The organism is Thiobacillus denitrificans (assembly GCF_001530125.1).
GTDB lineage: Bacteria > Pseudomonadota > Gammaproteobacteria > Burkholderiales > Thiobacillaceae > Thiobacillus > Thiobacillus denitrificans_C.
The window spans coordinates 32,953-50,362 of the sequence record NZ_LDUG01000061.1; the positions used below are offsets into that span (position 1 = coordinate 32,953).

27 protein-coding genes are annotated in these 17,410 nt (G+C 64.1%); 7 read left to right on the forward strand and 20 right to left on the reverse strand.

What is annotated here, in order from left to right; all coding sequences use genetic code 11:
* Positions 1-26: 26 nt before the first annotated feature.
* The 15 genes from ABW22_RS16130 to queD form a co-directional block, all read right to left on the reverse strand.
* Entirely contained in the window at positions 27-668 is a 642-nt protein-coding gene (locus tag ABW22_RS16130) for a class I SAM-dependent methyltransferase (protein WP_059759290.1), read from the reverse strand.
* Positions 665-1,807, reverse strand: coding sequence for a cysteine desulfurase family protein (locus ABW22_RS16135; RefSeq protein ID WP_059759293.1), 1,143 nt, complete (start codon positions 1,805-1,807; stop codon positions 665-667). Before ABW22_RS16135 ends, ABW22_RS16130 begins: the two co-directional genes overlap by 4 nt.
* Positions 1,804-1,959: a hypothetical protein gene (locus ABW22_RS16975; RefSeq protein WP_193393322.1), complete on the reverse strand. Its 156-nt coding sequence runs from the start codon at positions 1,957-1,959 to the stop codon at positions 1,804-1,806. The genes ABW22_RS16135 and ABW22_RS16975 overlap by 4 nt, the downstream gene beginning before the upstream one ends.
* A 26-nt stretch (positions 1,960-1,985) precedes the next feature.
* Positions 1,986-2,744, reverse strand: coding sequence for a class II glutamine amidotransferase (locus ABW22_RS16140; RefSeq protein ID WP_082709057.1), 759 nt, complete (start codon positions 2,742-2,744; stop codon positions 1,986-1,988).
* Between the two features lie 42 nt (positions 2,745-2,786).
* The gene (locus ABW22_RS16145; RefSeq protein ID WP_059759300.1) at positions 2,787-3,014 is read right to left on the reverse strand and encodes a heavy-metal-associated domain-containing protein; all 228 of its coding nucleotides are present in this window, start codon (positions 3,012-3,014) and stop codon (positions 2,787-2,789) included.
* Positions 3,015-3,060: 46 nt separating this feature from the next.
* On the reverse strand, positions 3,061-3,303 hold the full coding sequence (locus ABW22_RS16150) for an SHOCT domain-containing protein (RefSeq protein WP_059759303.1): 243 nt from the start codon (positions 3,301-3,303) through the stop codon (positions 3,061-3,063).
* Between the two features lie 10 nt (positions 3,304-3,313).
* Positions 3,314-3,634, reverse strand: coding sequence for a DsrE family protein (locus ABW22_RS16155; protein WP_059759306.1), 321 nt, complete (start codon positions 3,632-3,634; stop codon positions 3,314-3,316).
* A gap of 23 nt (positions 3,635-3,657) precedes the next feature.
* Positions 3,658-4,095 (reverse strand): hypothetical protein, encoded by a 438-nt coding sequence (locus ABW22_RS16160; protein WP_059759310.1) that lies wholly within the window; start codon positions 4,093-4,095, stop codon positions 3,658-3,660.
* Positions 4,092-4,919 carry a sulfite exporter TauE/SafE family protein gene (locus tag ABW22_RS16165; RefSeq protein ID WP_059759313.1) on the reverse strand — a complete coding sequence of 276 codons (828 nt, stop codon included), beginning with the start codon at positions 4,917-4,919 and terminating at the stop codon, positions 4,092-4,094. The genes ABW22_RS16160 and ABW22_RS16165 overlap by 4 nt, the downstream gene beginning before the upstream one ends.
* 50 nt (positions 4,920-4,969) lie before the next feature.
* A complete protein-coding gene (locus ABW22_RS16170) occupies positions 4,970-5,926 on the reverse strand; it encodes a transglutaminase-like domain-containing protein (protein ID WP_059759316.1) in 957 nt (318 codons plus the stop codon).
* Positions 5,927-5,931: 5 nt separating this feature from the next.
* Complete coding sequence (locus ABW22_RS16175; RefSeq protein WP_059759320.1) at positions 5,932-6,387, reverse strand: rhodanese-like domain-containing protein; 456 nt, start codon at positions 6,385-6,387, stop codon at positions 5,932-5,934.
* A 27-nt stretch (positions 6,388-6,414) separates the two neighbouring features.
* A complete protein-coding gene (locus tag ABW22_RS16180; RefSeq protein WP_059759323.1) occupies positions 6,415-7,722 on the reverse strand; it encodes an MFS transporter in 1,308 nt (435 codons plus the stop codon).
* 3 nt (positions 7,723-7,725) lie between these two features.
* Positions 7,726-8,469 (reverse strand): MBL fold metallo-hydrolase, encoded by a 744-nt coding sequence (locus tag ABW22_RS16185; protein WP_059759326.1) that lies wholly within the window; start codon positions 8,467-8,469, stop codon positions 7,726-7,728.
* Positions 8,470-8,648: 179 nt separating this feature from the next.
* Positions 8,649-9,311, reverse strand: coding sequence for an ArsR/SmtB family transcription factor (locus ABW22_RS16190; RefSeq protein WP_059759330.1), 663 nt, complete (start codon positions 9,309-9,311; stop codon positions 8,649-8,651).
* Positions 9,312-9,485: 174 nt separating this feature from the next.
* Positions 9,486-9,845 carry a 6-carboxytetrahydropterin synthase QueD gene (queD, locus tag ABW22_RS16195; RefSeq protein ID WP_059759333.1) on the reverse strand — a complete coding sequence of 120 codons (360 nt, stop codon included), beginning with the start codon at positions 9,843-9,845 and terminating at the stop codon, positions 9,486-9,488.
* A gap of 105 nt (positions 9,846-9,950) precedes the next feature.
* Here queD and ABW22_RS16200 point away from each other — a divergent pair, with 105 nt between their 5' ends.
* The 6 genes from ABW22_RS16200 (at position 9,951) to ABW22_RS16225 (ending at position 13,207) form a co-directional block, all read left to right on the forward strand.
* Positions 9,951-10,394, forward strand: a complete 444-nt coding sequence (locus ABW22_RS16200) for a rhodanese-like domain-containing protein (protein ID WP_059759338.1) — start codon at positions 9,951-9,953, stop codon at positions 10,392-10,394.
* Between the two features lie 364 nt (positions 10,395-10,758).
* The gene (locus tag ABW22_RS16205) at positions 10,759-11,304 is read left to right on the forward strand and encodes a heavy metal-responsive transcriptional regulator (protein WP_082709061.1); all 546 of its coding nucleotides are present in this window, start codon (positions 10,759-10,761) and stop codon (positions 11,302-11,304) included.
* Positions 11,202-11,465 (forward strand): glutaredoxin family protein, encoded by a 264-nt coding sequence (locus ABW22_RS16210; protein WP_059759342.1) that lies wholly within the window; start codon positions 11,202-11,204, stop codon positions 11,463-11,465. Before ABW22_RS16205 ends, ABW22_RS16210 begins: the two co-directional genes overlap by 103 nt.
* The gene (locus tag ABW22_RS16215; RefSeq protein ID WP_059759347.1) at positions 11,462-12,076 is read left to right on the forward strand and encodes a hypothetical protein; all 615 of its coding nucleotides are present in this window, start codon (positions 11,462-11,464) and stop codon (positions 12,074-12,076) included. Before ABW22_RS16210 ends, ABW22_RS16215 begins: the two co-directional genes overlap by 4 nt.
* Before the next feature lies 1 nt (position 12,077).
* A complete protein-coding gene (locus ABW22_RS16220; protein ID WP_059759350.1) occupies positions 12,078-12,773 on the forward strand; it encodes a cytochrome c biogenesis CcdA family protein in 696 nt (231 codons plus the stop codon).
* A gap of 8 nt (positions 12,774-12,781) precedes the next feature.
* The gene (locus ABW22_RS16225) at positions 12,782-13,207 is read left to right on the forward strand and encodes a DsrE family protein (RefSeq protein WP_082709059.1); all 426 of its coding nucleotides are present in this window, start codon (positions 12,782-12,784) and stop codon (positions 13,205-13,207) included.
* 12 nt (positions 13,208-13,219) lie between these two features.
* On the opposite strand, the gene merA is transcribed toward ABW22_RS16225, so the two are convergent.
* From merA to merT, 3 genes are read right to left on the reverse strand one after another with little or no spacing between them, the layout of a single operon-like run.
* Complete coding sequence (merA, locus tag ABW22_RS16230; RefSeq protein WP_059759358.1) at positions 13,220-14,845, reverse strand: mercury(II) reductase; 1,626 nt, start codon at positions 14,843-14,845, stop codon at positions 13,220-13,222.
* Positions 14,842-15,144 (reverse strand): mercury resistance system periplasmic binding protein MerP, encoded by a 303-nt coding sequence (merP, locus tag ABW22_RS17080; RefSeq protein WP_059759363.1) that lies wholly within the window; start codon positions 15,142-15,144, stop codon positions 14,842-14,844. The genes merA and merP overlap by 4 nt, the downstream gene beginning before the upstream one ends.
* Positions 15,145-15,156: 12 nt before the next feature.
* Positions 15,157-15,510: a mercuric ion transporter MerT gene (merT, locus tag ABW22_RS17085; protein WP_059759365.1), complete on the reverse strand. Its 354-nt coding sequence runs from the start codon at positions 15,508-15,510 to the stop codon at positions 15,157-15,159.
* An 83-nt stretch (positions 15,511-15,593) separates the two neighbouring features.
* Between merT and merR the strand changes: the two genes are divergently transcribed.
* Complete coding sequence (merR, locus tag ABW22_RS16245) at positions 15,594-16,007, forward strand: Hg(II)-responsive transcriptional regulator (protein ID WP_059759367.1); 414 nt, start codon at positions 15,594-15,596, stop codon at positions 16,005-16,007.
* Between the two features lie 3 nt (positions 16,008-16,010).
* Here merR and ABW22_RS16250 read toward each other — a convergent pair whose 3' ends face one another.
* Positions 16,011-17,147 carry an FAD-dependent oxidoreductase gene (locus ABW22_RS16250; RefSeq protein ID WP_059759370.1) on the reverse strand — a complete coding sequence of 379 codons (1,137 nt, stop codon included), beginning with the start codon at positions 17,145-17,147 and terminating at the stop codon, positions 16,011-16,013.
* A gap of 61 nt (positions 17,148-17,208) precedes the next feature.
* Positions 17,209-17,379: a rubredoxin gene (locus tag ABW22_RS16255; RefSeq protein ID WP_059759373.1), complete on the reverse strand. Its 171-nt coding sequence runs from the start codon at positions 17,377-17,379 to the stop codon at positions 17,209-17,211.
* Positions 17,380-17,410 lie beyond the last annotated feature (31 nt).

The following is a 17,410-nucleotide window of genomic DNA, read 5'->3' on the forward strand; positions in this document are numbered from 1 at the left end:
TCCCCAAGCGCAAGGACAGTAACGAATCAGGCTTTTTCACCGGTTGCCAGCAACAAGCCGCCCCAAGGCAGCACGTTGGGCACGCCCCGCTCCAGCCGGACGGCGAAGCCCGATCCCGAAGGCAGGAAAATGGCCGAGCGCAGCTTCAGGTTTTTTACCGGCAAACCCGCGAACATCTCACGCACTTCGCGTGCGCTGTGCCAGCGGGCGCCACGATAGGCACCGCTGCCGCCGCCCCTGCCCTTTTGCCGATACAGCAGACTGTCCCGATTGAGCCAGCCGATAGCGAAACGGCGACGCGCCACCCGCACGCTTTCGGCCACGGCCTGCCGTTCGTCATCGACAAAACAGAGCGCGGCGATGGACAGCACATGATCGAAGCTGGCATCGGCGAACGGCAGGTCGCGCGCATCCCCTTCCACCCAGCTCAATGCCGGACTGCTGTGGGCGCGCGCGAAATCCAGCCAGTCGGGATTGGGATCGAGCCCGGTGGCGACGAGGTCGTCGGCTGCGGCACGGCGGGTGAACCAGCCGCTACCGCAACCGACGTCGAGCAGGCTGTCGCCCGCCTGCGGCGCGAGCAGGCGCGCGGCCAGCGCGTATTCGGCCTCGCCGATCCAGCGCCCGCGCGGGGTGTCGTACCAGGCGTCGTAGTCGGCGGGGTTCATGCCGTCAGCGACTTCCAGACGCCGATCAATGCTTCGGCCGCCCTATCGATTTCGGTCTCGGTCGTGAACCGGCCCAGCGACAGGCGCACCGCGCCTGCAGCCGCTTCCGGTGCCAGCCCCATCGCCGCGAGCACGCCGCTCGCCGCGTGGTCTCCGGCATGGCAGGCAGAACCGGTGGACGCGGCTACGGCAGGAGCGGCAGCCAGCACCTGCCAGCCCGCCACAGCGGGGAAGGAAATATTGAGCGTATTGGGCAGGCGTTCGGTCGGGTGACCGTTGAGGCGCAGACCCGGAATGACGGCGGCGAGCAGCCCGTGCAGGCGGTCGCGCAGCGCTGTCATGCGTGCGGCTTCCTGCGCCAGCGTTGTCCGTGCCAGCCGCGCCGCCTCGCCCAGAGCGACGATATAGGGCACATTCTCGGTGCCGGGGCGCAGGCCGTGTTCGTGGCCGGCGCCGTACTGGATGGGTTCGAGCGCGACGCCGGTTCGCACAACCAGCGCCCCCACGCCCTTGGGCGCGTAAAACTTGTGGCCGGCCAGGGTCAGCAGGTCGGCACCCAGCGCATGCACGTCCACCGCCACCTTGCCGACAGCCTGGGCCGCATCCACGTGCATCAACGCACCCGCGGCATGGGCGAGATCGGCCAGCGCGCGCACGGCCTGCAGGCTGCCGGTCTCGTTGTTGGCCAGCATCACCGACACCAGCGCCACCTCCGGCGTGATGGCGTTCGCCGCATGATTCACTTGCACCCTGCCGGCCGCATCCACCGGCAGCTCGGTTAATGACCAGCCTTGCCGTGCCAGATGGCGCAGGGGGTTCAGCACGGAAGGATGCTCGATGGCAGACGTCACCAATACGGTGCGCCCGCCGGGCTGCGCTGCCCGCGCAGCTCCCAGCAGTGCCAGGTTGTTGGCTTCGGTGGCGCAGCCGGTGAAGACGATTTCCGGGGGCGTCGCCCCGATCAGTTCCGCCACCTCGGCACGGGCGACCTCAATCGCAGCCTTGGCGCGCTGGCCGTAAACATGATCGGATGAGGGGTTGCCGTAGTGGGCGGCGAGATACGGCAGCATGGCTTCCAGCACGCGCGGATCGACCGGGGTGGTGGCGTTGCAGTCGAGGTAAATCGGGGCAGGGGTCATCGGGGAACTCGGTTGTTGCCGATCAGCATGGCCGCGACGGGAAGCATCGCCAGCCCCTTGTCAGGCGCAAGCATGGCGCCGAGGATCGCGGCGAGCACCATGGACAGCACAATGGCGCACAGCATCAAGGCCTGGCTCAGCGCCAGGATCAACACGTTGCCGCGGGATGAGAACCGCCTCACGCCGCGCCCTTATCTGGCAGTTCGGACGAAGCTTGAGCAAAGCCCTGCGGAGAATAGCGGGCGAGCAACACGCCATCCTTGTACACGCGTAGCTCTTGATCTGCGAACGGCTGCCACGGGCCGTCGGCAAGCGGCTCGGTCGCAACCAACGCGAAGCTGCCGCGACCATCCGATGACTCCAGGTAGTGGAGCCGATCATGACCGTAGGCCATCAGGATGCGTCCGTCAGAGAGCAGAAAATTGAATTTACCCCGGGTGGCGATGGCATCGGCGAGGCGATTCAGCGCATTGAGCCAAGGCTGATGATCGTCGGTGGCGTATGTTCCGGCGATCCCGGCCAATATCTGGCAGAAGGCGTGCTCCGAATCCGTCTCGCCCACCGGATGGCAAGACGGATTGGGCGCCGATTCGGCAACGTCGGATACCAGACCATTGTGGGCGAATACCCATTCACGGCCGCAGCAGGGGTGGACAAACGGATGGGTGTTTTCCACGCTGGGCACGGGTGGATGCCGCGCCTTGCGGACATGGGCGATCACCAGGTCTGAAGCCAGGTTTTCCGACAATTGCAAGAAGTGTGTACTGCTCCAGCCGGGTTCTGGAGATTTCTCGATATTTGGATGACCGCCTGACCAAAAGGCGATACCCCAGCCATCGGGATTGTCGGCGGATTCGCCACCGCGTAATCGAAAAGGGCGCAGCCAGCGGGAGAGGGATCGGGGTGTGCTGCTGCTGGCGCCGAATAATTCGCACATTTCAGAAGGTCAGGTTCATGTCCGCCCCCGAAGTTGCCGAGACTACAAACCCGCCATGGTGGCCGCCGCATCCCATTCGCGCACAATCTGGAGCAGTTGCCCCGCGTGGGCTGCCTCCGGATCGTACGCCACGGTCAGCACGTGGGGATGTTCGGTGCTGAAGTGCGCGGAGACCACCCCCTGGTTCCCGCTCAACGCTTCCTCGATCTTTGCGCGTTGCTCAGTGCTCAACGTCGGATGTACATGAATCAGAATATCTGCGAAATCCATAGCAATCTCCTTTGCCGGTTTGGCGGCGAGGTTGTTAAAAACGGTCTCAGCGACTGAGATCGCATTTTTTCTGCTCGAACGCCTCGCGCTCGATCTCGCCGCGCGCGTAGCGTTCTTCCAGAATCTGCAATGCACTCTTCTGCGCTGGCGCGCCTCGACTGCTTGCTTCACCCGCCGGCCATTTAATCAGGGCAAAAATCCCCAGGATAAGCAGCCCCAAGAACAGCAGCATGAAAAGCCAGCCGAAACCGGGCGCCCAGATGCCAAATGTTCCCATCCCGTCCATCATGTTCTACTCCCTAAAAAGTCAGCACCCGATCGCTTTCGCTGGCGAGGCGATACAGATCCTGCATGGTGGCCAGGGCACACACCCCGCCCGCCCCGGCGTTGCGCAGCTTGAGGCAGGTGCCGCACGCGTCGATCTTGCCGCCGCTGTCGGCCAGATCCTGCATCGCCTGCGTCACGGCGAAATGTTCCGTGTCCAGAGACTCGCATTCGACGCCTTTGCCGAGCAGGAATACATTGACCGTGTCGCCCTGCCCAAGCGCGAATTTACCCAGACGGAATGCGTTCCATACTGTCTCAGGGTCGTTCGAACTGATTACGATGCCTAGTTTCATAGTAGCCTCCGCTAGCGAATGTTTTATCGGGCTCCGGACAGAATCACGAACGTCATGCGACCGGCGATGCTGCCAAGGGTCTCGCCGGGGTCGGGGTTGCCCACCCGAAACCACATGCCCGCTGTTTCGCCCCTGGCGTAAGGCGTGCCATTTTCCAGCATGCCGGTTTCAACGATGTGCACCCGCGTCGTGGCCAGGATATCGATCCGATAGCCCGCGGCATGCGCCGCCACCGCGTAGCCTTGCTTCATGGCGGAGATGTCTTCGTGGCTCAGGTTGCAGGCCTTGCACACTTCAATATGAAGCGCAGGGAGCGGCCCGGCCTGGGCCGACGACTCGCAGCGCATGGCTTGCTCCGGCGGCGGCTGCCGGATTCCGGCTTCCAGGGGCCGGGCGGCCGCCGTGTTCGCCCAGGCGAGCAGGGCCGACATCGCGAGAACGGCGGCAACGGTGCGTTTCATGCCAGGACGTCCCCGATCACGCTCTTCAGCAGTATGTAGCTGGCCACCCCCACCAGGAACCAGGCGAAAGCTTTTTTCAGGGTGGCCTGCGAGACGTGTCCCGCCAATCGCGTGCCTATGAAACTGCCCACCACGGTGACGGCCGTGAACGCGCCCATCAGGGCGTAGTCAATCGGCACACCGCCCATGTAGCCTGCAAACCCGGCGTAGGACTTGGCGGCGACAATGGCCAGCGAAGTGCCCACCGCCTGTTTCATGGGGATACCGGAGAGCAGCACCAGCGCCGGCACGATCAGGAAGCCGCCGCCCACCCCAACCAGACCGGTCAGTACGCCGACACCGATGCCGTGCAGGGCGATGTGGCCCATGCAGGGTGAGAAAAAATCGTGGCAACTGCTAAAGGCAGCCGTGCCGCTACCGTTGGCAACCACGCCGTTCGCCGATTCCGCAACGGGGGATGCGGGAACTAATTTGGCGGGTTTCAACATGCGCCAGGCGGCGACGTACATCACCAAGGCGAACAAGCCGAGCTGAATGACCACAGGGGTCAGCAAACCCAGCCGCGCGCCGGCGAAGGTGCCCATCACGCCAAACAAACCGAATACCAGCGCCACCCGCACGACTACGTTGCCACGCCGCCAATGGTCAAAGGCCGTCAAGGTGGCGGTGATCGCCACCACGCCCAGGCTCATGGCAATAGCCGATTTCGGCGCCACGTCGAGCAGATACAGCAGCGCCGGCAGGGCGATGATGGAACCGCCGCTGCCGAACAGACCCAACACCACGCCGGTCACTATGCCGGCGAGTATCCCAAGAATGTCCATATCCTCCCCCTCAAAAATTCAAACAATATTGATGCGTCGTCTGGCCGGACTTAAGACCCGGTCGGGTGGCTGAAAATGCTGTACCCCTGCGTACCCGCTTCGATATTGAGCGGCATGCCGTCAGTCTCGGCATACGGGACGGTGAAGAAATTGAGCGGTCCGCCCGTTGCCGGGGGAGCGAGCTGGAAGTCGCGGGCGTGGTTGTAGGCGACCCAGTTGGCTTCGGCGCTGCCCAAGAGATAGGCGCTGACCTCTCGCTGGAGCGTGTCGGGTACGCCTGCGTCGGCAAGCTTTAATGCATCGGCGGGGTCAACCGGCACCCAGCCGAGGCCGCCCAGATACACCTCCGCCCGGGTATGCAGCGCCTGGGTGACGTCGCCGGAAGCCCCGAGCGCGGGATCGAAACGCGACGGCGCGGCGCGGACACCCAGCACAGTGCGCGCCGGCAGGCCCGCCGCGCGGCATAGGGCAACCAGCAGCGAGTTGATGTCCACGCACTTGCCGCAGAATTCCCCGGCCGCCAGCATCGCCGGCACATCGCCCAGGCCGCACCAGGCGACATCAAAACGGCGCTGGGCATGCGCCAGCACCCAGTCATAGAGGGCGCGGAGCTTGTCCGCCGACGTGTCCAGGCCTTGCGTGATCGCCTCGGCCCGAGTGCGAACTTCGCCCTCGACGGGCACATGCGTGCTAGCCGCCAGGTAGCGGCGCGTGTCCTCGGGCAGCGGGGCGTCTGCGCGTGCCTGCGCGAGGTCGCAGTTCATCTCCCGCGTTTCCACCCGGGTAGAAACGGTCAATTGCGGATCGTCCTGCACGCCCTGCCAGCGAACGAACAACATCGGCGCGCCATACAGCGGATCGCGGTGGAGCGACAACTCGGCATGGTTGCCGACGCTTTCAAGCGCAAGCCGCCGCTGCTGCGGGGTGTCCTGCGGCACGGGCAGCCACAGGGCGAGATCCCGGAAGCGGCCCTGCAGCGCCAACTGGAACGTCAGATCGAGTTCCACGGCGTTCAGTGCCCGGCGGGCGAGCTGGCGCGGGCATGGGCGTCGAATCCGCCCTTGGCCTTCCAGCCCTCGATGCCGTCCTGCAGCACCTTGACGTTGTCGTAACCCAGCAGGCGCAGGGCGAACACCGCCTGCGCGGAGAGCGAGCCGGAGTTGCAGTACATCACCACCATGCGGTCTTTCGGCAGTTCGGCGCGGCGCACCACCGCCTGGCGCCAGTCGATGTTGACCGCGCCGGGAATGTGCTCCTTCGCATACTGGGCGGCATCGCGCGCATCGACGATGAAGACCTTTTTCCAGTCGTCGGCAGGAATCTGTTCAGGCCAGATCAGGCTGCTGCTGTATTCGGCGAAATCCATGTAGCCGGACAGCGCATCGACCACGGCGGGATTCTCTTCCGCTTGGGCCGGCCCGGCAAGCAGGGCGAGGCTGGCGAACAGGGCAAGCAGTAGCTTGTTCATGGCGTTTCTTTCTATTGGATCAAGGGGTCAATCGGCGGCCGGGTTGAGGCGCGGGTGGGTTTCCTCGCACGCCAGCAGGACGATGAGACCGGAGATGAACATGGCGGCGGCGGTGAACCAGAAGCCGGCCTCGATGCCGCCGGCGAGCGCGGCCACCGCGCCCAGCAGCAACGCGCCGATGCCGTAGCCGAGGTCGCGCCAGAAGCGGTAGATGCCGATCGCCGAGCCGCGCCAGTTGGGGTGGGCGATGTCGGAGACGGCGGCCGACAGCGTCGGGTACAGCAGCGCCATGCCGAAACCCATCACCGCGGCGGCGAACGACCACCACAGCTCGCCTTCGCCCATCAATACCAATGCCACGCCGGCACCGCACAGCCACATGCCCCAAATGATGGGTTTTTTGCGGCCGATGCGGTCGGACCAATGGCCGGTGACGAACTGCGAGATGCCCCAGACGAAGCCATACACGCCGACCACCCAGCCGATGCCGGCGAGCGAGAGGCCATGTTGATAGAGGTAGACCGGGAAGAACACCCACACCAGCGCGTCGACGAATTTCTCCACCAGGCCGGCCTGGCTGATCGCCGCCAGGCGCCTGTCGCGCCAGGACATCAGGGTAAACACCTCCCAGGTGCCGGGCTGCGCGGAAATGTTGGTGGGGTAGCGTGGTGTGGGGCCGGTCATCAGCCCCGCAGCGTGCTTTTTGCCTTCGGCATGCGCCCACGGCAGGGTGTCCTTCACCCACAGCAAGGTCAGCAAACCAGCCAGAGACACCACCACCAAACCAAATATCATCAGGCCTTCACGCGGGCCAAAAGCCGTCGCCAGATAGCCGGTGATGATGCCCGCCACCGCCACGCCGAAATAGCCGGAGAATTCGTTGAGCCCGATGGTGAGGCCGCGCTGGTCGGCGCTGGTGAGATCGAGCTTGGAGGTTTGCGTCATCGACCAGGCCAGCCCCTGATTTACACCCAGCAGCACCGTCGCCGCCACGATCCAGCCCCAGCTTGGCGCGTACAGGATCATGAAGGGAATCGGCACCGCGGCCAGCCAGCCGATGAACAGCACCTTCTTGCGGCCGATGCGCTCGGACAGCCTGCCGGCGACGAAGTTGAGCGTGCCCTTGACGAAGCCGAAGGCGGTGACGAAGGCCATCAGCATCATGAACGAGCCCTTGGCCACGCCGAACTCGGTTTCGGCGAGCGCCGGCACCACGGTGCGGAACATGCCGATGGTCAGGCCGACGAAAAACACCTGCACCAGCTGATGCGAAAACTGGGCGAGGTTGTTGCGGATGCCGTAGCGGTACTCCGCGATATTTTGAGTGAGCGACATGGTTCAGTTACCGAGGTTGAAGGCAACCATGCGATCCATTTCCGCGGGACGCGGCGGAATCGATTCGGTCAGCGTGGCGACGAATTCATCGCGGCTCATGGACAGCATCGGATTCCAGCGCTTCTCGAAGCCGATAGTCGAGGCGGGTTTGCCCGACATGCCGGCGCCACAGGCGCTGCCGGAGGTGTGGCCGGGATACAGCTCGACCTCGGGCGCAAGCGTCAGCAGGCGCTGGTGCAGCGTGTCGTAGAGCTGACCCGCCATCTCGGTTTCCTTGCCGGCCAGGTCGGGGCGGCCGGCGCTGCCGACGAACAGGGTGTCGCCGGTGAGCACGAACCACGGTGCCGCATCATCCGCCGTCGCGCGACGTTTGTCGGCCACCAGCAGGCTGATCGAGTCGGGCGTGTGGCCGGGGGTGTGCAGCACGTCGACAAAAACATTGCCGACCTCGATGCGCTGGCCGTCCGTGAGCGGCTCGAAAGGAAATTTCATGCGGCTGCCGTTCGATTCGTGCAGGCAATACAGCGCGCCGGTTTTTTCCGCCAGCGCGCGGCCGCCCGAGAAATGATCGGCATGCACATGGGTGTCGATGACATGAGTGATCTTCACGTCCTGTTTGGCGGCTTCGTCGATGAACCACTGCTCGTCACCGAGCACCGGATCGACGGCCACGCCAACATGGCAGGAACCGCAGCCGAAAAAGTAGGACAGGGTGGCGTCTTTGGCCAGCAATTGACGGAAAAACATGGAGGTCTCCTTGGTATGTAATGGGCACTTCTATAAATCGTCGTCGCGAGGAGCGAAGACGGATTAATCAGCGTCTCCCTAAACCAATGCGCTGGATTGCTTCCCGCCGCGCTACGCTCGCGGTCGCAATGACGGAAATGACGCATTTATAGAAGTGCCCTAATGAAATGGAAAAGGGATCAGGATGTGGTCAGCGGCAAACCCGCCGCCTGCCATTCAGCCGTGCCGTCAGCGATCTTCTGCGCGCGGTAGCCGTGTTCCTGCAGCAGCGTCACCGCTTCGGCCGACATCATGCAGAACGGTCCGCGACAGTAGGCGACGATGTCCTTGTCGGCGGGCAGCTCCTTGATGCGCTGGCGAATTTCATCCAGCGGCATCGAGCGCGCAAACGGCAGATGGCCGCTGGCGTATTCGGCAGTGGGACGCACATCGATCACCACCACGTCGCCGCGCCGCGCCTTGCTCATCAGCGAACGCCGCGTTTCGGCGTCGAGTTTTTCCGGCGCGGAAAAAATGCCGTCCATCGCCACTTTGAGCTCGACCAGGTGTTCTTCGGCCACCGTGCGCAGCTTGACCCACAGCGCGCTGACATCTTCACCGGACAGGCGATAGGCGATAAAGCGCCCATCGCGCTGCGCCACCACCAGCCGTGCCGCTTTCAGCACCTTGAGGTGAGCGCTCGCCAGCTTGATGTCGATGCCCGCTTCGGCGGCCAGGGCATCCACGGTTTTTTCGCTCTGCGCCAGCAGTTCCAGCAACTCCAGCCGCTTGGGGCTGGAAACCGCCTTGCCGATACGGGCGACTTCTTCGTAGAGCAGGTCTTTGATTTGGCGTTTGTTCATGAAACGAATATTCCAACGAATATTAGAATATTGCAAGTGCTATTTGCACGATGGCGTTAAAAAAGGCTGCGGTATGTTGGGCGCGCGCCGCAACACGTGCGACGCCATGAGTGTCGTATTTTGGCCGGCTCCCGCCCTTACCAAACAGTCAAACTAACACCTCTTGCCTTTTAGTTAGGGCTGCCCCCGATAGACACAACCCGAATCGTGCGTTTCCATCACTTTGATTTGAGACAAACCGGGCAGCGCGGGCTTGAGCTGCTGCCACAGCCACACCGCCAGGTTTTCGCTGGTGGGGTTTTCCAGCCCGGCGATGTCGTTGAGATGACGATGATCGAGTGCAGCGTGGATGGGCCGCCAGACCGCCTCGATGTCGGCGAAGTCGAGCACCCAGCCGAGCGTGGGGTCGATGTCGCCGCTGACGCTGAGCTCGACCCGGAACGAATGGCCGTGCAGGCGCGAGCAGGGATGGGATGCGGGCAGCGCGGGCAGCCGGCGCGCGCATTGCAGGTGAAAGATGCGGAAGATGTCCATGCGGCATTCTCGCGCAAGTCGGGCGTGCTGACCATGCAGGCGCTACGGAACTTCTGCGCGAATCCGCAAACTATGCGAAGTCCCTTTAACAACACCGGAGTCACCATGTCCTTATACCGCCTGCCCGCCGCTGCCGCCGCCCTCGCCCTGCTGTCGCTCACCGCCTGTTCGACCGAGAGCGGTCCCACCCTCACCGCGCCCGAGGCCTTTGCGCAGGCCCAGGCTGGCCAGCTGACGCTGATCGACATTCGCCGGCCCGACGAGTGGCGCCAGACCGGCGTCGCCGAGGGCGCACTGCGCATCAACATGGTCCACCCGCAGGGCGAATCGGGTTTCGTGCGCCAGGTCGCGGCCGAACTGGCTGGCAAGCGCGATACCCCGATCGGCATCATCTGTCGCACCGGCAACCGCACCACCCACATGCAGCAGGCCTTGCAGGAGGCCGGTTTCACCGAGGTCTACAACATCAAGGAAGGAATGGCCGGCAGCGGCGCCGGGCCGGGCTGGATCGCGCGCGGCTTGCCGGTGGAGCCCTGCAAGACCTGTTGACGCATTTCATAATAAGTCCTGCCATTTCCGCTTTGCGGCACGCATACCACGGCCGGGCGAATTTTCGGCTGATTTCACCGCAGTCGCTCGCCCTCACGAATACCCGGTTTCCGAGCGATTTCCCGTGCCGCGGACGGGGCACCTCGCAGCCCGAAACGATCACCTCGCCTGAGACAATTCCCCAGCGCACCCAACGCGGCCGGCGCCCCGTGGGTCCGGCAGGGCTTCGATAGCACGCCTTTGTATCACCGCACTGCCGCTCGAAGTTACCGAATCCATCGCTGCTTTCCAGCGGGCCATCCATTTGGCTTGACTTTGGAGCGCACTCCAGGGTTTACACTTTTCCTGAATGAAGGAGGCTGTCATGCACACCATCGGAAAATTCGCGCAGCAGGGCGGGGGCACGGCGGATACCGTTCGTTATTACGAAAAAGAAGGCTTGCTCGCGTCCGCCCGCAAAACCGAAGCGGGCTATCGCCTATACGACGAGCGAGCGGTTCGGCGTTTGCGTTTCATTCGGCAGGCGCAGGAGTGTGGTTTCAGTCTGGCCGATATCCGCGAGTTGCTCGCTCTGAAAAGCAGCGATGCGGCCTGCTGCAAGGATGTGAAAAGCGTGGCGGTGACCAAGAAGCTGCACCTGGAACACAAGATTCGGGCATTGCAACTGATGTCCCGGGCACTCTCCGAGCTGATCGCCATTTGCAATGACGAGGCCCGTCCGCTGGACGCGTGCCCGATTCTCGCTGCACTGGAAAACAGCAGCTGCACTGGAAAACAGCATGACCAAGCAAACGAAAAGGGCGCGCAATGCTTAAGGTGGAAGTATTTTCCTCGCCGGGCTGCGGCAAATGCGCCCAGGCCAGGACGGTGCTCAAAGGCGTCGCGGAAGCGTTGGGGCCCGATCGGGTGAGCTGGCGCGAGGTGAACATCCTGGAGGAAATGGACTACGCCGTGGATCTGGGCGTCATGGCCTCGCCATCGATCGCGATCGACGGCGAGCTGATTTTTACCTCTCTGCCCAGCGCCGTGAAGTTGCGTGCCGAGCTCCTGCGGCGGCTTGATCGGTCATGAGTTCGCTCCTGTTCGCCGCGGCGGCGACACTCGGCTTTCTGGCCTTTTTCGAGCCCTGCACCATCGCCACCCACACCCTGTTTGCGGCTCGCACCCATCATGCGAGTGGAACACAGCGCGCGCTTGCACTGGTGCAACTGCTGCTGGCGCGGGCGGGGCTGCTGGCCCTGATTTTCGGCGTGGCCGCCAGCGTCGGCCTGGCGACCCTGTCTTCCGGCATGGCGATGGCCATGCTCGCCGCGATCGGTCTCGTCTATCTGGTCACGCGCAGGGTTTACCTTCCCGTCCCGCATCTGAAATTTTTTCGTCTGCTTCCCGGTGGTGATCGCCTGTCGCAGGGGGTCAAGCTGGGGTTGACGCTGCCGGCCTGCACGCTGCCGCTGGTGCTGATCGTCGGCATCCTGTCGGCGCTGGCGCAGCAAGCGCTCCTCGCCATCCTGGCGGGCGGGCTCTTTGCCCTCATGTTCAGCCTGCCCACCGTATGGGGCAGCGCCCACGGTATGGGCGCGGACGCGCGGGCGTTTCTCTCCCGGGCGGCTTCACTCAGCCCTTACTTCACCGCGTTCCTGTTGTGGGGCGCGGCATTCTTGATTTGGCAGACTGGCGTTTGAGATGGATTTTGAAACCTTGAAGAGCACGCTGGAACAAGCCAGCCTCGCTTCGCTTGGCGTGGGTTTCATGGCGGGGTTCATTTTCAGCTTCAATCCGGTCGCGCTCGCAGCCATCCCGGTGTCCCTCGCCTATGTGACCAAGGCCCACGAGACCAGGAAAGCCGTGCTGTTCGGCAGCATGTTCATCGCCGGCATGATCGTCACCCACGTCTTCATGGGCCTGGCTGCCGGCTTCGGCAGCCAGTGGGTGCAGAAACTCCTGGGGCGTGAATGGGGCCTGGTACTCGGCCCCTTGCTGATCCTGCTGGGATTGATGTGGCCGGGCTGGATCAGGCTGCCGCTCCCCGCCATCCGGTTCCGGGCAAAGCGCGCCGGCAGTGGATGGGGGGCGTTCCTGCTCGGCATTCCGTTTTCGGTGGCGGTGTGTCCGTTTTGCACGCCGGCACTGGTGATCCTGCTGGGGGTGGCCACCGGCATCGGCTCGCCCCTGTTCGGCGCAACGCTGTTGCTCGCTTTTGCCCTGGGGCGCGCCGTGCCTATCATGCTCGGCGCGTGGGCGGTCGGCTGGCTGGAAAGCCTGAGGCCCTTGCAGCACTGGCAAAAAGCCTTCGAGATCATCGGCGCGCTGCTGCTGATTCTTTCCGGGCTGTACATGCTCAACGCCTATTTCTTTTTCATCCCCGACCTTGCCGCCTAGGAATTGCCATGCCCGTCCTGTTGCGAACTGCTTTGCTGCTTGCCCTGCTCGCGCTGTATGGCGCCAGCGCCCATGCCGCTGATACGCAAGCCGTGCCCTTCGTCATGCAGATGACCGTGGGCGACTCCGATGCCCAGCGGCGCGCGTTTTTGCAAATTGCCAAAGTGCTGGAAGATATCGGGCCGCACAAAGTAAAAGTCGAAGTGGTGGCCTACGAGGGCGGCATCGCTTCGCTGCTGGCGGACAACAGCGATACCGCGACCCTGCTCGCCGCGCTGGCGCGCGAAGGCGTCCGCTTCAAGGCCTGCCGCATCAGCATGCGCAGCCACGGCCACACCGACGCCGATTTCCCGCTGGAAGTGGAGTTCGTTTCCGCCGGCGCGCCGGAGATGATCCGGCTGCAAATGCAGGGCTACCGCTACTGGCGCCCCTGAGCGCCAGAGGGTTCATCCCGCGCAGCAGGACAACTGTTTCACGTCCTTGGTGAAGGTCTGGGCGCACAGCTTGAGTCCTTCCACCATGGTGAGGTAGGGGAACAACTGTCCTGCCAGATCAGCCACGCTCATGCGGTTCCTGATGGCCAGCGCGGCGGTCTGGATGATCTCGCCGCCTTCTGCCGCCAACACCTGCGCACCCAGCAGGCGTCCGGTCTTCCTATCCGCCACCAGCTTGATGAAGCCGCGCGTGTCGAAGTTGGCCAGGGCACGCGGCACGTTGTCGAGCGTCAATGTGCGGCTGTCGGTGTCCATGCCAAGCGTGTTCGCCTGCACTTCGGTAAGCCCCACCGTGGCCACCTGCGGATCGGTGAACACCACGGCGGGCACCACGGAGAGGTCGAGGGCCGCATCGCCGCCGGTCATGTTGATCGCCGCACGGGTGCCGGCCGCCGCCGCCACGTAGACGAACTGCGGCGCGTTGGTGCAATCGCCGGCCGCATGGATGTGCGGCACCGAGGTACGCAGGTGGTCGTCGACGACGATGGCGCCACTGGCATCCATGGTGACGCCGGCGCGGTCGAGGGCGAGCCCCGCCGTGTTGGGTTTGCGCCCGGTGGCGACGAGCAGCTTGTCGCCGCTCACGCATCCCGCGCTGGTTTCCAGCTCGAATGCGCTGCCATCGAAGTGCACGGCGGTAACAGCGGTGTCCGTGAGCACCCGCATGCCTTCCTCGATCAGTACCGCCTTGAGCGCCTCGCCGATGGCCGGGTCTTCCTTCGACAGCAGGGTGCCGCGCGCCACCAGGGTGACGCGGCTGCCCAGGCGCAGAAACGCCTGCGCGAGTTCCAGCGCGACCACCGAGCCGCCATAGACGATGAGGTGGGCCGGTGTTTCATCGGCGACCAGCGCCTCGGTGGAGGACCAGAACGGGGTGCCAGCAAGCCCCGGCACGTCCGGAATCTGCGGCAAGCGGCCGGTGGCGATCAGGATGCGATCCGACGTGAGGCGCGTCTCGGTTCCGTCCGCCTGACGCACGACGAGGGTTTTGGCGTCCTCGAAGCGCGCAAAGCCGCGCAGCAGGCTGATGCCCGGATTGGTTTCCAGAATGCTTTCGTATTTCGCGTGGCGCAGTTCTTCCACCCGGGCCTGTTGTTGCGCGACCAGCGCCTTGCGATCGAGCGTCGGCGCATGCCTGGCCAGCCCGGGAAAAGGATGCCGGGCTTGCAGGTGCGCCACTTGGGCGGCGCGGATCAGAATCTTCGAGGGCACGCAGCCGACGTTGACGCAGGTGCCGCCGGTGGTAGAGGCTTCGATCACGGTCACCGCGGCGCCTTCCTCAACGGCGCGGATGGCGGCGGCAAAGGCTGCCGAACCGGTTCCGATGATGGCGACGCTGAGTTTTGCTTTGGCCCTTGGCGAGGCGCTACCCACGACTTCCGCGCCATAGCCCCTGGCGCGCACTGCGTCGAGCAGTGCGGCGGCCGTCGTGTCCGCGGACACTTCCACGCGGGCTGTAGCGTCGGCGTATGAAACCTCGGCGCCCTTTACACCGGCTACTGACAACAGGGATTGTTTCACTGACGCGGCGCAGTGGTCGCAAGTCATGCCGGTCACGTGGAGAATCTGTTCGCTCATTTTGCGCTGTCTTCCTTGCCGGTCGCCTTGAGGGAGGATTCATAGCCCGCCTCGAAGGTGGCATCTTCCAGCGCCTTGATGGTGGTTTTGGCATCGTCGAAGCTCACGACGGCTTCTTTTTTCTCATAGGACACATTGACCTTGGAGACGCCGGGCACTTTTTCCAGGGCCTTCTTCACGGTGATCGGACAGACTGCGCAGTACATGCCGGGCACGGAAAGCGTGACGGTGCGCACGGCGGCGAACGCAGCATCGGTGAAGGCAAAAACCAGGATCGAGGCGAGAATCAGTTTTTTCATGGCGAGATTCCTTTAGTAGAACAGCGGGGCGAGGTAGGGAAAGATCATGGCGAGAACGACGAGCACAGCCACAATCCAGAACAGCACCTTATAGATGCGGTTGGTCTGGGGCATGGCGCACAGGGAGCCCGGCGTGCAGGCCGCCGCTGGCGCCCGGTAGATTTTCTTCCAGGCGAAGAACAGGGCAATGATGGCTGCCCCGAGGAAGTAGGGCCGGAACGGCTCCAGCGCGGCGAGATTCGCCATCCAGGCGCCGCCGATGCCGAGCATGACCAGCACCAGGGGACCGACGCAGCACAGAGAGGCGGCGATGGCAGCGATGACGCCGCCGACGAGCGGCAAGCGCCCGGTTTTCTCTTGCAACATGATTTCTCCTTTAGAGATAAGTTGTCGCAAGCCTAAGTACCGTACCATACTACGGTGTCAAGCGATTTTTTTCAGGAGATCAGATGACCACCCTGGGACATACCATCGGGGCCTTGGCGCGCGCAGCGGGCGTCAACGTCGAAACCATCCGCTTCTATCAGCGCCGCGGCCTGCTGACCGAGCCGGACAAGCCCTTGGGCGGCATCCGCCACTACGCCGAAGCCGACGTGGCGAGGGTGCTGTTCATCAAGGCGGCCCAGCGCATCGGCTTCACGCTGGACGAAATTGCGCAGCTCCTGAAGCTGGACGACGGCGCGCATTGCTCGGAAGCGCGCGCGATCGCCGAGCACAAGCTCACTGATGTGCGCCAGCGCTTGAGCGATCTGCAGCGGATCGAAGCAGCGCTAGCGCAGCTGGTCGATCGCTGCGCCAGCCACCGCGGCCAGGTAAGCTGCCCGCTGATCGACGCGCTGCAGCCCATGCCCCCTGTAGCCTGAATCTCAAGCCACAACCTCCTTCGCCAGCGTGTTGCGCCGCGCCGTCTCGCTGCCGGTGAGCGCGAAGCCCTGCAGCCGGCCGGCCTCATCCACATGCAGCGCGCAGATGCCGGTGTCGCTGCATTCGACTTTCCAGTCGCCCACCGCGCCGATCTTGGGCGGCAGCACCGCCACCGGGTGCGCCGGGGTTTTCACCATCACCGGCATCGGCGGATACACCACCGGGGTCGGGGCGCCGGTGAGGGTGGCGGCGAGCGCGCGCGCCTGCACCATCAGCGGCTGCACGTAGGGCAGGTTGAGGCCTTCCACTTCTGCGCAATCGCCCATCGCATACACGTTGGCTGCGCCAGTTTCCAGCAGGCCATTGGTCTGGATGCCGCGCCCGACCGGGATGCCGGCCGCCTGCGCCAGCTGGGTGCGCGGGCGCAGGCCGATCGCCGACAGCACGGCGTCCGCCGCGATGGTTTCGCCGTTGTCCAGTTCGATCCGATAGCCGTCAGCCGTCCGCTCGACACTTTTTCCGGTGCGCCCGAAATGCCAGTTCACCCCCAGCACGGCGAGGCTGTCGGCCAGGCGCTGGCCGGCTTCGACCGGCAACAGGCGCTCCAGCAGCCACGCGCCTAGGTGCACCACGTCGACTGCGAAGCCGGCGTGCACCAGATCGTTGGCGAACTCGCAGCCGATGAGGCCGCCGCCGAGCACGGTGATGCGCTTTTTGCCGTCGATGGCGCTGCGGAAGGCGGCGTAATCGGCCAGGTCATTCACCGCCAGCACACCGGCTGCGCCGCTGCCGGACAGGCCATGCGGGAACGGATCGGCGCCGAGGGCGAGCACCAGTTGGCTGTATTCAATCTCGCCGGTTTCGGTACGGATGCGCTGGCCCTGCGTGTCGATCGCGGTGACGCGAGTGTGCGTCAGCACCGTCGCGTTCTGGTCGGCCGCCATCTTCTCCGAGCTGGCGCTGGCGAGTGCTGCGGCCGTCCGGCCGGTGGCCAGCGCGTTCGACAGGTTGGGCTTGGAATAGAAAACGCCGCCGTCCGCCGTCACGAGCGTGACCGGGGTTTCCGTGTCGCGCTTGCGGATTTCCTTCAGCAGGGTGTAGCCGGCGAGGCCGGAACCGACAATGACGATGGGATGCATGACAAACTCCTGGATTCAAATTGCGGGAGGCATTCAAAACGCCTCCCGTTGTGGCCGACGATCAAGCGGTGATTTCGGCCATGTCGAAATCGGCCTTGGAGACGCCGCAGTCCGGGCATTCCCAGCCTTCCGGCACGTCCTCCCAGCGGGTGCCGGGGGCGATGCCGTGCTCCGGGTCACCTTTGGATTCGTCATAGATGTAACCGCAAACGATGCATTGCCAAGCTTTCATGATGTGTCCTTTCAAGTGATCAAATAGTCTT

Excerpts from the sequence above, each read along its gene's own strand:
- ABW22_RS16250 (WP_059759370.1), bottom strand. The coding sequence starts at position 17,147 with ATGCATCCCATCGTCATTGTCGGTTCCGGCCTCGCCGGCTACACCCTG.
- merA (WP_059759358.1), bottom strand. The coding sequence starts at position 14,845 with ATGAGCGAACAGATTCTCCACGTGACCGGCATGACTTGCGACCACTGC.
- ABW22_RS16135 (WP_059759293.1), bottom strand. The coding sequence starts at position 1,807 with ATGACCCCTGCCCCGATTTACCTCGACTGCAACGCCACCACCCCGGTC.
- ABW22_RS16130 (WP_059759290.1), bottom strand. The coding sequence starts at position 668 with ATGAACCCCGCCGACTACGACGCCTGGTACGACACCCCGCGCGGGCGC.
- ABW22_RS16175 (WP_059759320.1), bottom strand. The coding sequence starts at position 6,387 with ATGAACAAGCTACTGCTTGCCCTGTTCGCCAGCCTCGCCCTGCTTGCC.
- ABW22_RS16160 (WP_059759310.1), bottom strand. The coding sequence starts at position 4,095 with ATGAAACGCACCGTTGCCGCCGTTCTCGCGATGTCGGCCCTGCTCGCC.
- merP (WP_059759363.1), bottom strand. The coding sequence starts at position 15,144 with ATGAAAAAACTGATTCTCGCCTCGATCCTGGTTTTTGCCTTCACCGAT.
- ABW22_RS16155 (WP_059759306.1), bottom strand. The coding sequence starts at position 3,634 with ATGAAACTAGGCATCGTAATCAGTTCGAACGACCCTGAGACAGTATGG.
- merT (WP_059759365.1), bottom strand. The coding sequence starts at position 15,510 with ATGTTGCAAGAGAAAACCGGGCGCTTGCCGCTCGTCGGCGGCGTCATC.
- ABW22_RS16200 (WP_059759338.1), top strand. The coding sequence starts at position 9,951 with ATGTCCTTATACCGCCTGCCCGCCGCTGCCGCCGCCCTCGCCCTGCTG.
- ABW22_RS16225 (WP_082709059.1), top strand. The coding sequence starts at position 12,782 with ATGCCCGTCCTGTTGCGAACTGCTTTGCTGCTTGCCCTGCTCGCGCTG.
- ABW22_RS16215 (WP_059759347.1), top strand. The coding sequence starts at position 11,462 with ATGAGTTCGCTCCTGTTCGCCGCGGCGGCGACACTCGGCTTTCTGGCC.
- ABW22_RS16150 (WP_059759303.1), bottom strand. The coding sequence starts at position 3,303 with ATGATGGACGGGATGGGAACATTTGGCATCTGGGCGCCCGGTTTCGGC.
- ABW22_RS16220 (WP_059759350.1), top strand. The coding sequence starts at position 12,078 with ATGGATTTTGAAACCTTGAAGAGCACGCTGGAACAAGCCAGCCTCGCT.
- ABW22_RS16165 (WP_059759313.1), bottom strand. The coding sequence starts at position 4,919 with ATGGACATTCTTGGGATACTCGCCGGCATAGTGACCGGCGTGGTGTTG.
- ABW22_RS16210 (WP_059759342.1), top strand. The coding sequence starts at position 11,202 with ATGCTTAAGGTGGAAGTATTTTCCTCGCCGGGCTGCGGCAAATGCGCC.
- ABW22_RS16145 (WP_059759300.1), bottom strand. The coding sequence starts at position 3,014 with ATGGATTTCGCAGATATTCTGATTCATGTACATCCGACGTTGAGCACT.
- ABW22_RS16180 (WP_059759323.1), bottom strand. The coding sequence starts at position 7,722 with ATGTCGCTCACTCAAAATATCGCGGAGTACCGCTACGGCATCCGCAAC.
- ABW22_RS16255 (WP_059759373.1), bottom strand. The coding sequence starts at position 17,379 with ATGAAAGCTTGGCAATGCATCGTTTGCGGTTACATCTATGACGAATCC.
- ABW22_RS16185 (WP_059759326.1), bottom strand. The coding sequence starts at position 8,469 with ATGTTTTTCCGTCAATTGCTGGCCAAAGACGCCACCCTGTCCTACTTT.
- merR (WP_059759367.1), top strand. The coding sequence starts at position 15,594 with ATGACCACCCTGGGACATACCATCGGGGCCTTGGCGCGCGCAGCGGGC.
- ABW22_RS16190 (WP_059759330.1), bottom strand. The coding sequence starts at position 9,311 with ATGAACAAACGCCAAATCAAAGACCTGCTCTACGAAGAAGTCGCCCGT.
- ABW22_RS16205 (WP_082709061.1), top strand. The coding sequence starts at position 10,759 with ATGCACACCATCGGAAAATTCGCGCAGCAGGGCGGGGGCACGGCGGAT.
- queD (WP_059759333.1), bottom strand. The coding sequence starts at position 9,845 with ATGGACATCTTCCGCATCTTTCACCTGCAATGCGCGCGCCGGCTGCCC.
- ABW22_RS16140 (WP_082709057.1), bottom strand. The coding sequence starts at position 2,744 with ATGTGCGAATTATTCGGCGCCAGCAGCAGCACACCCCGATCCCTCTCC.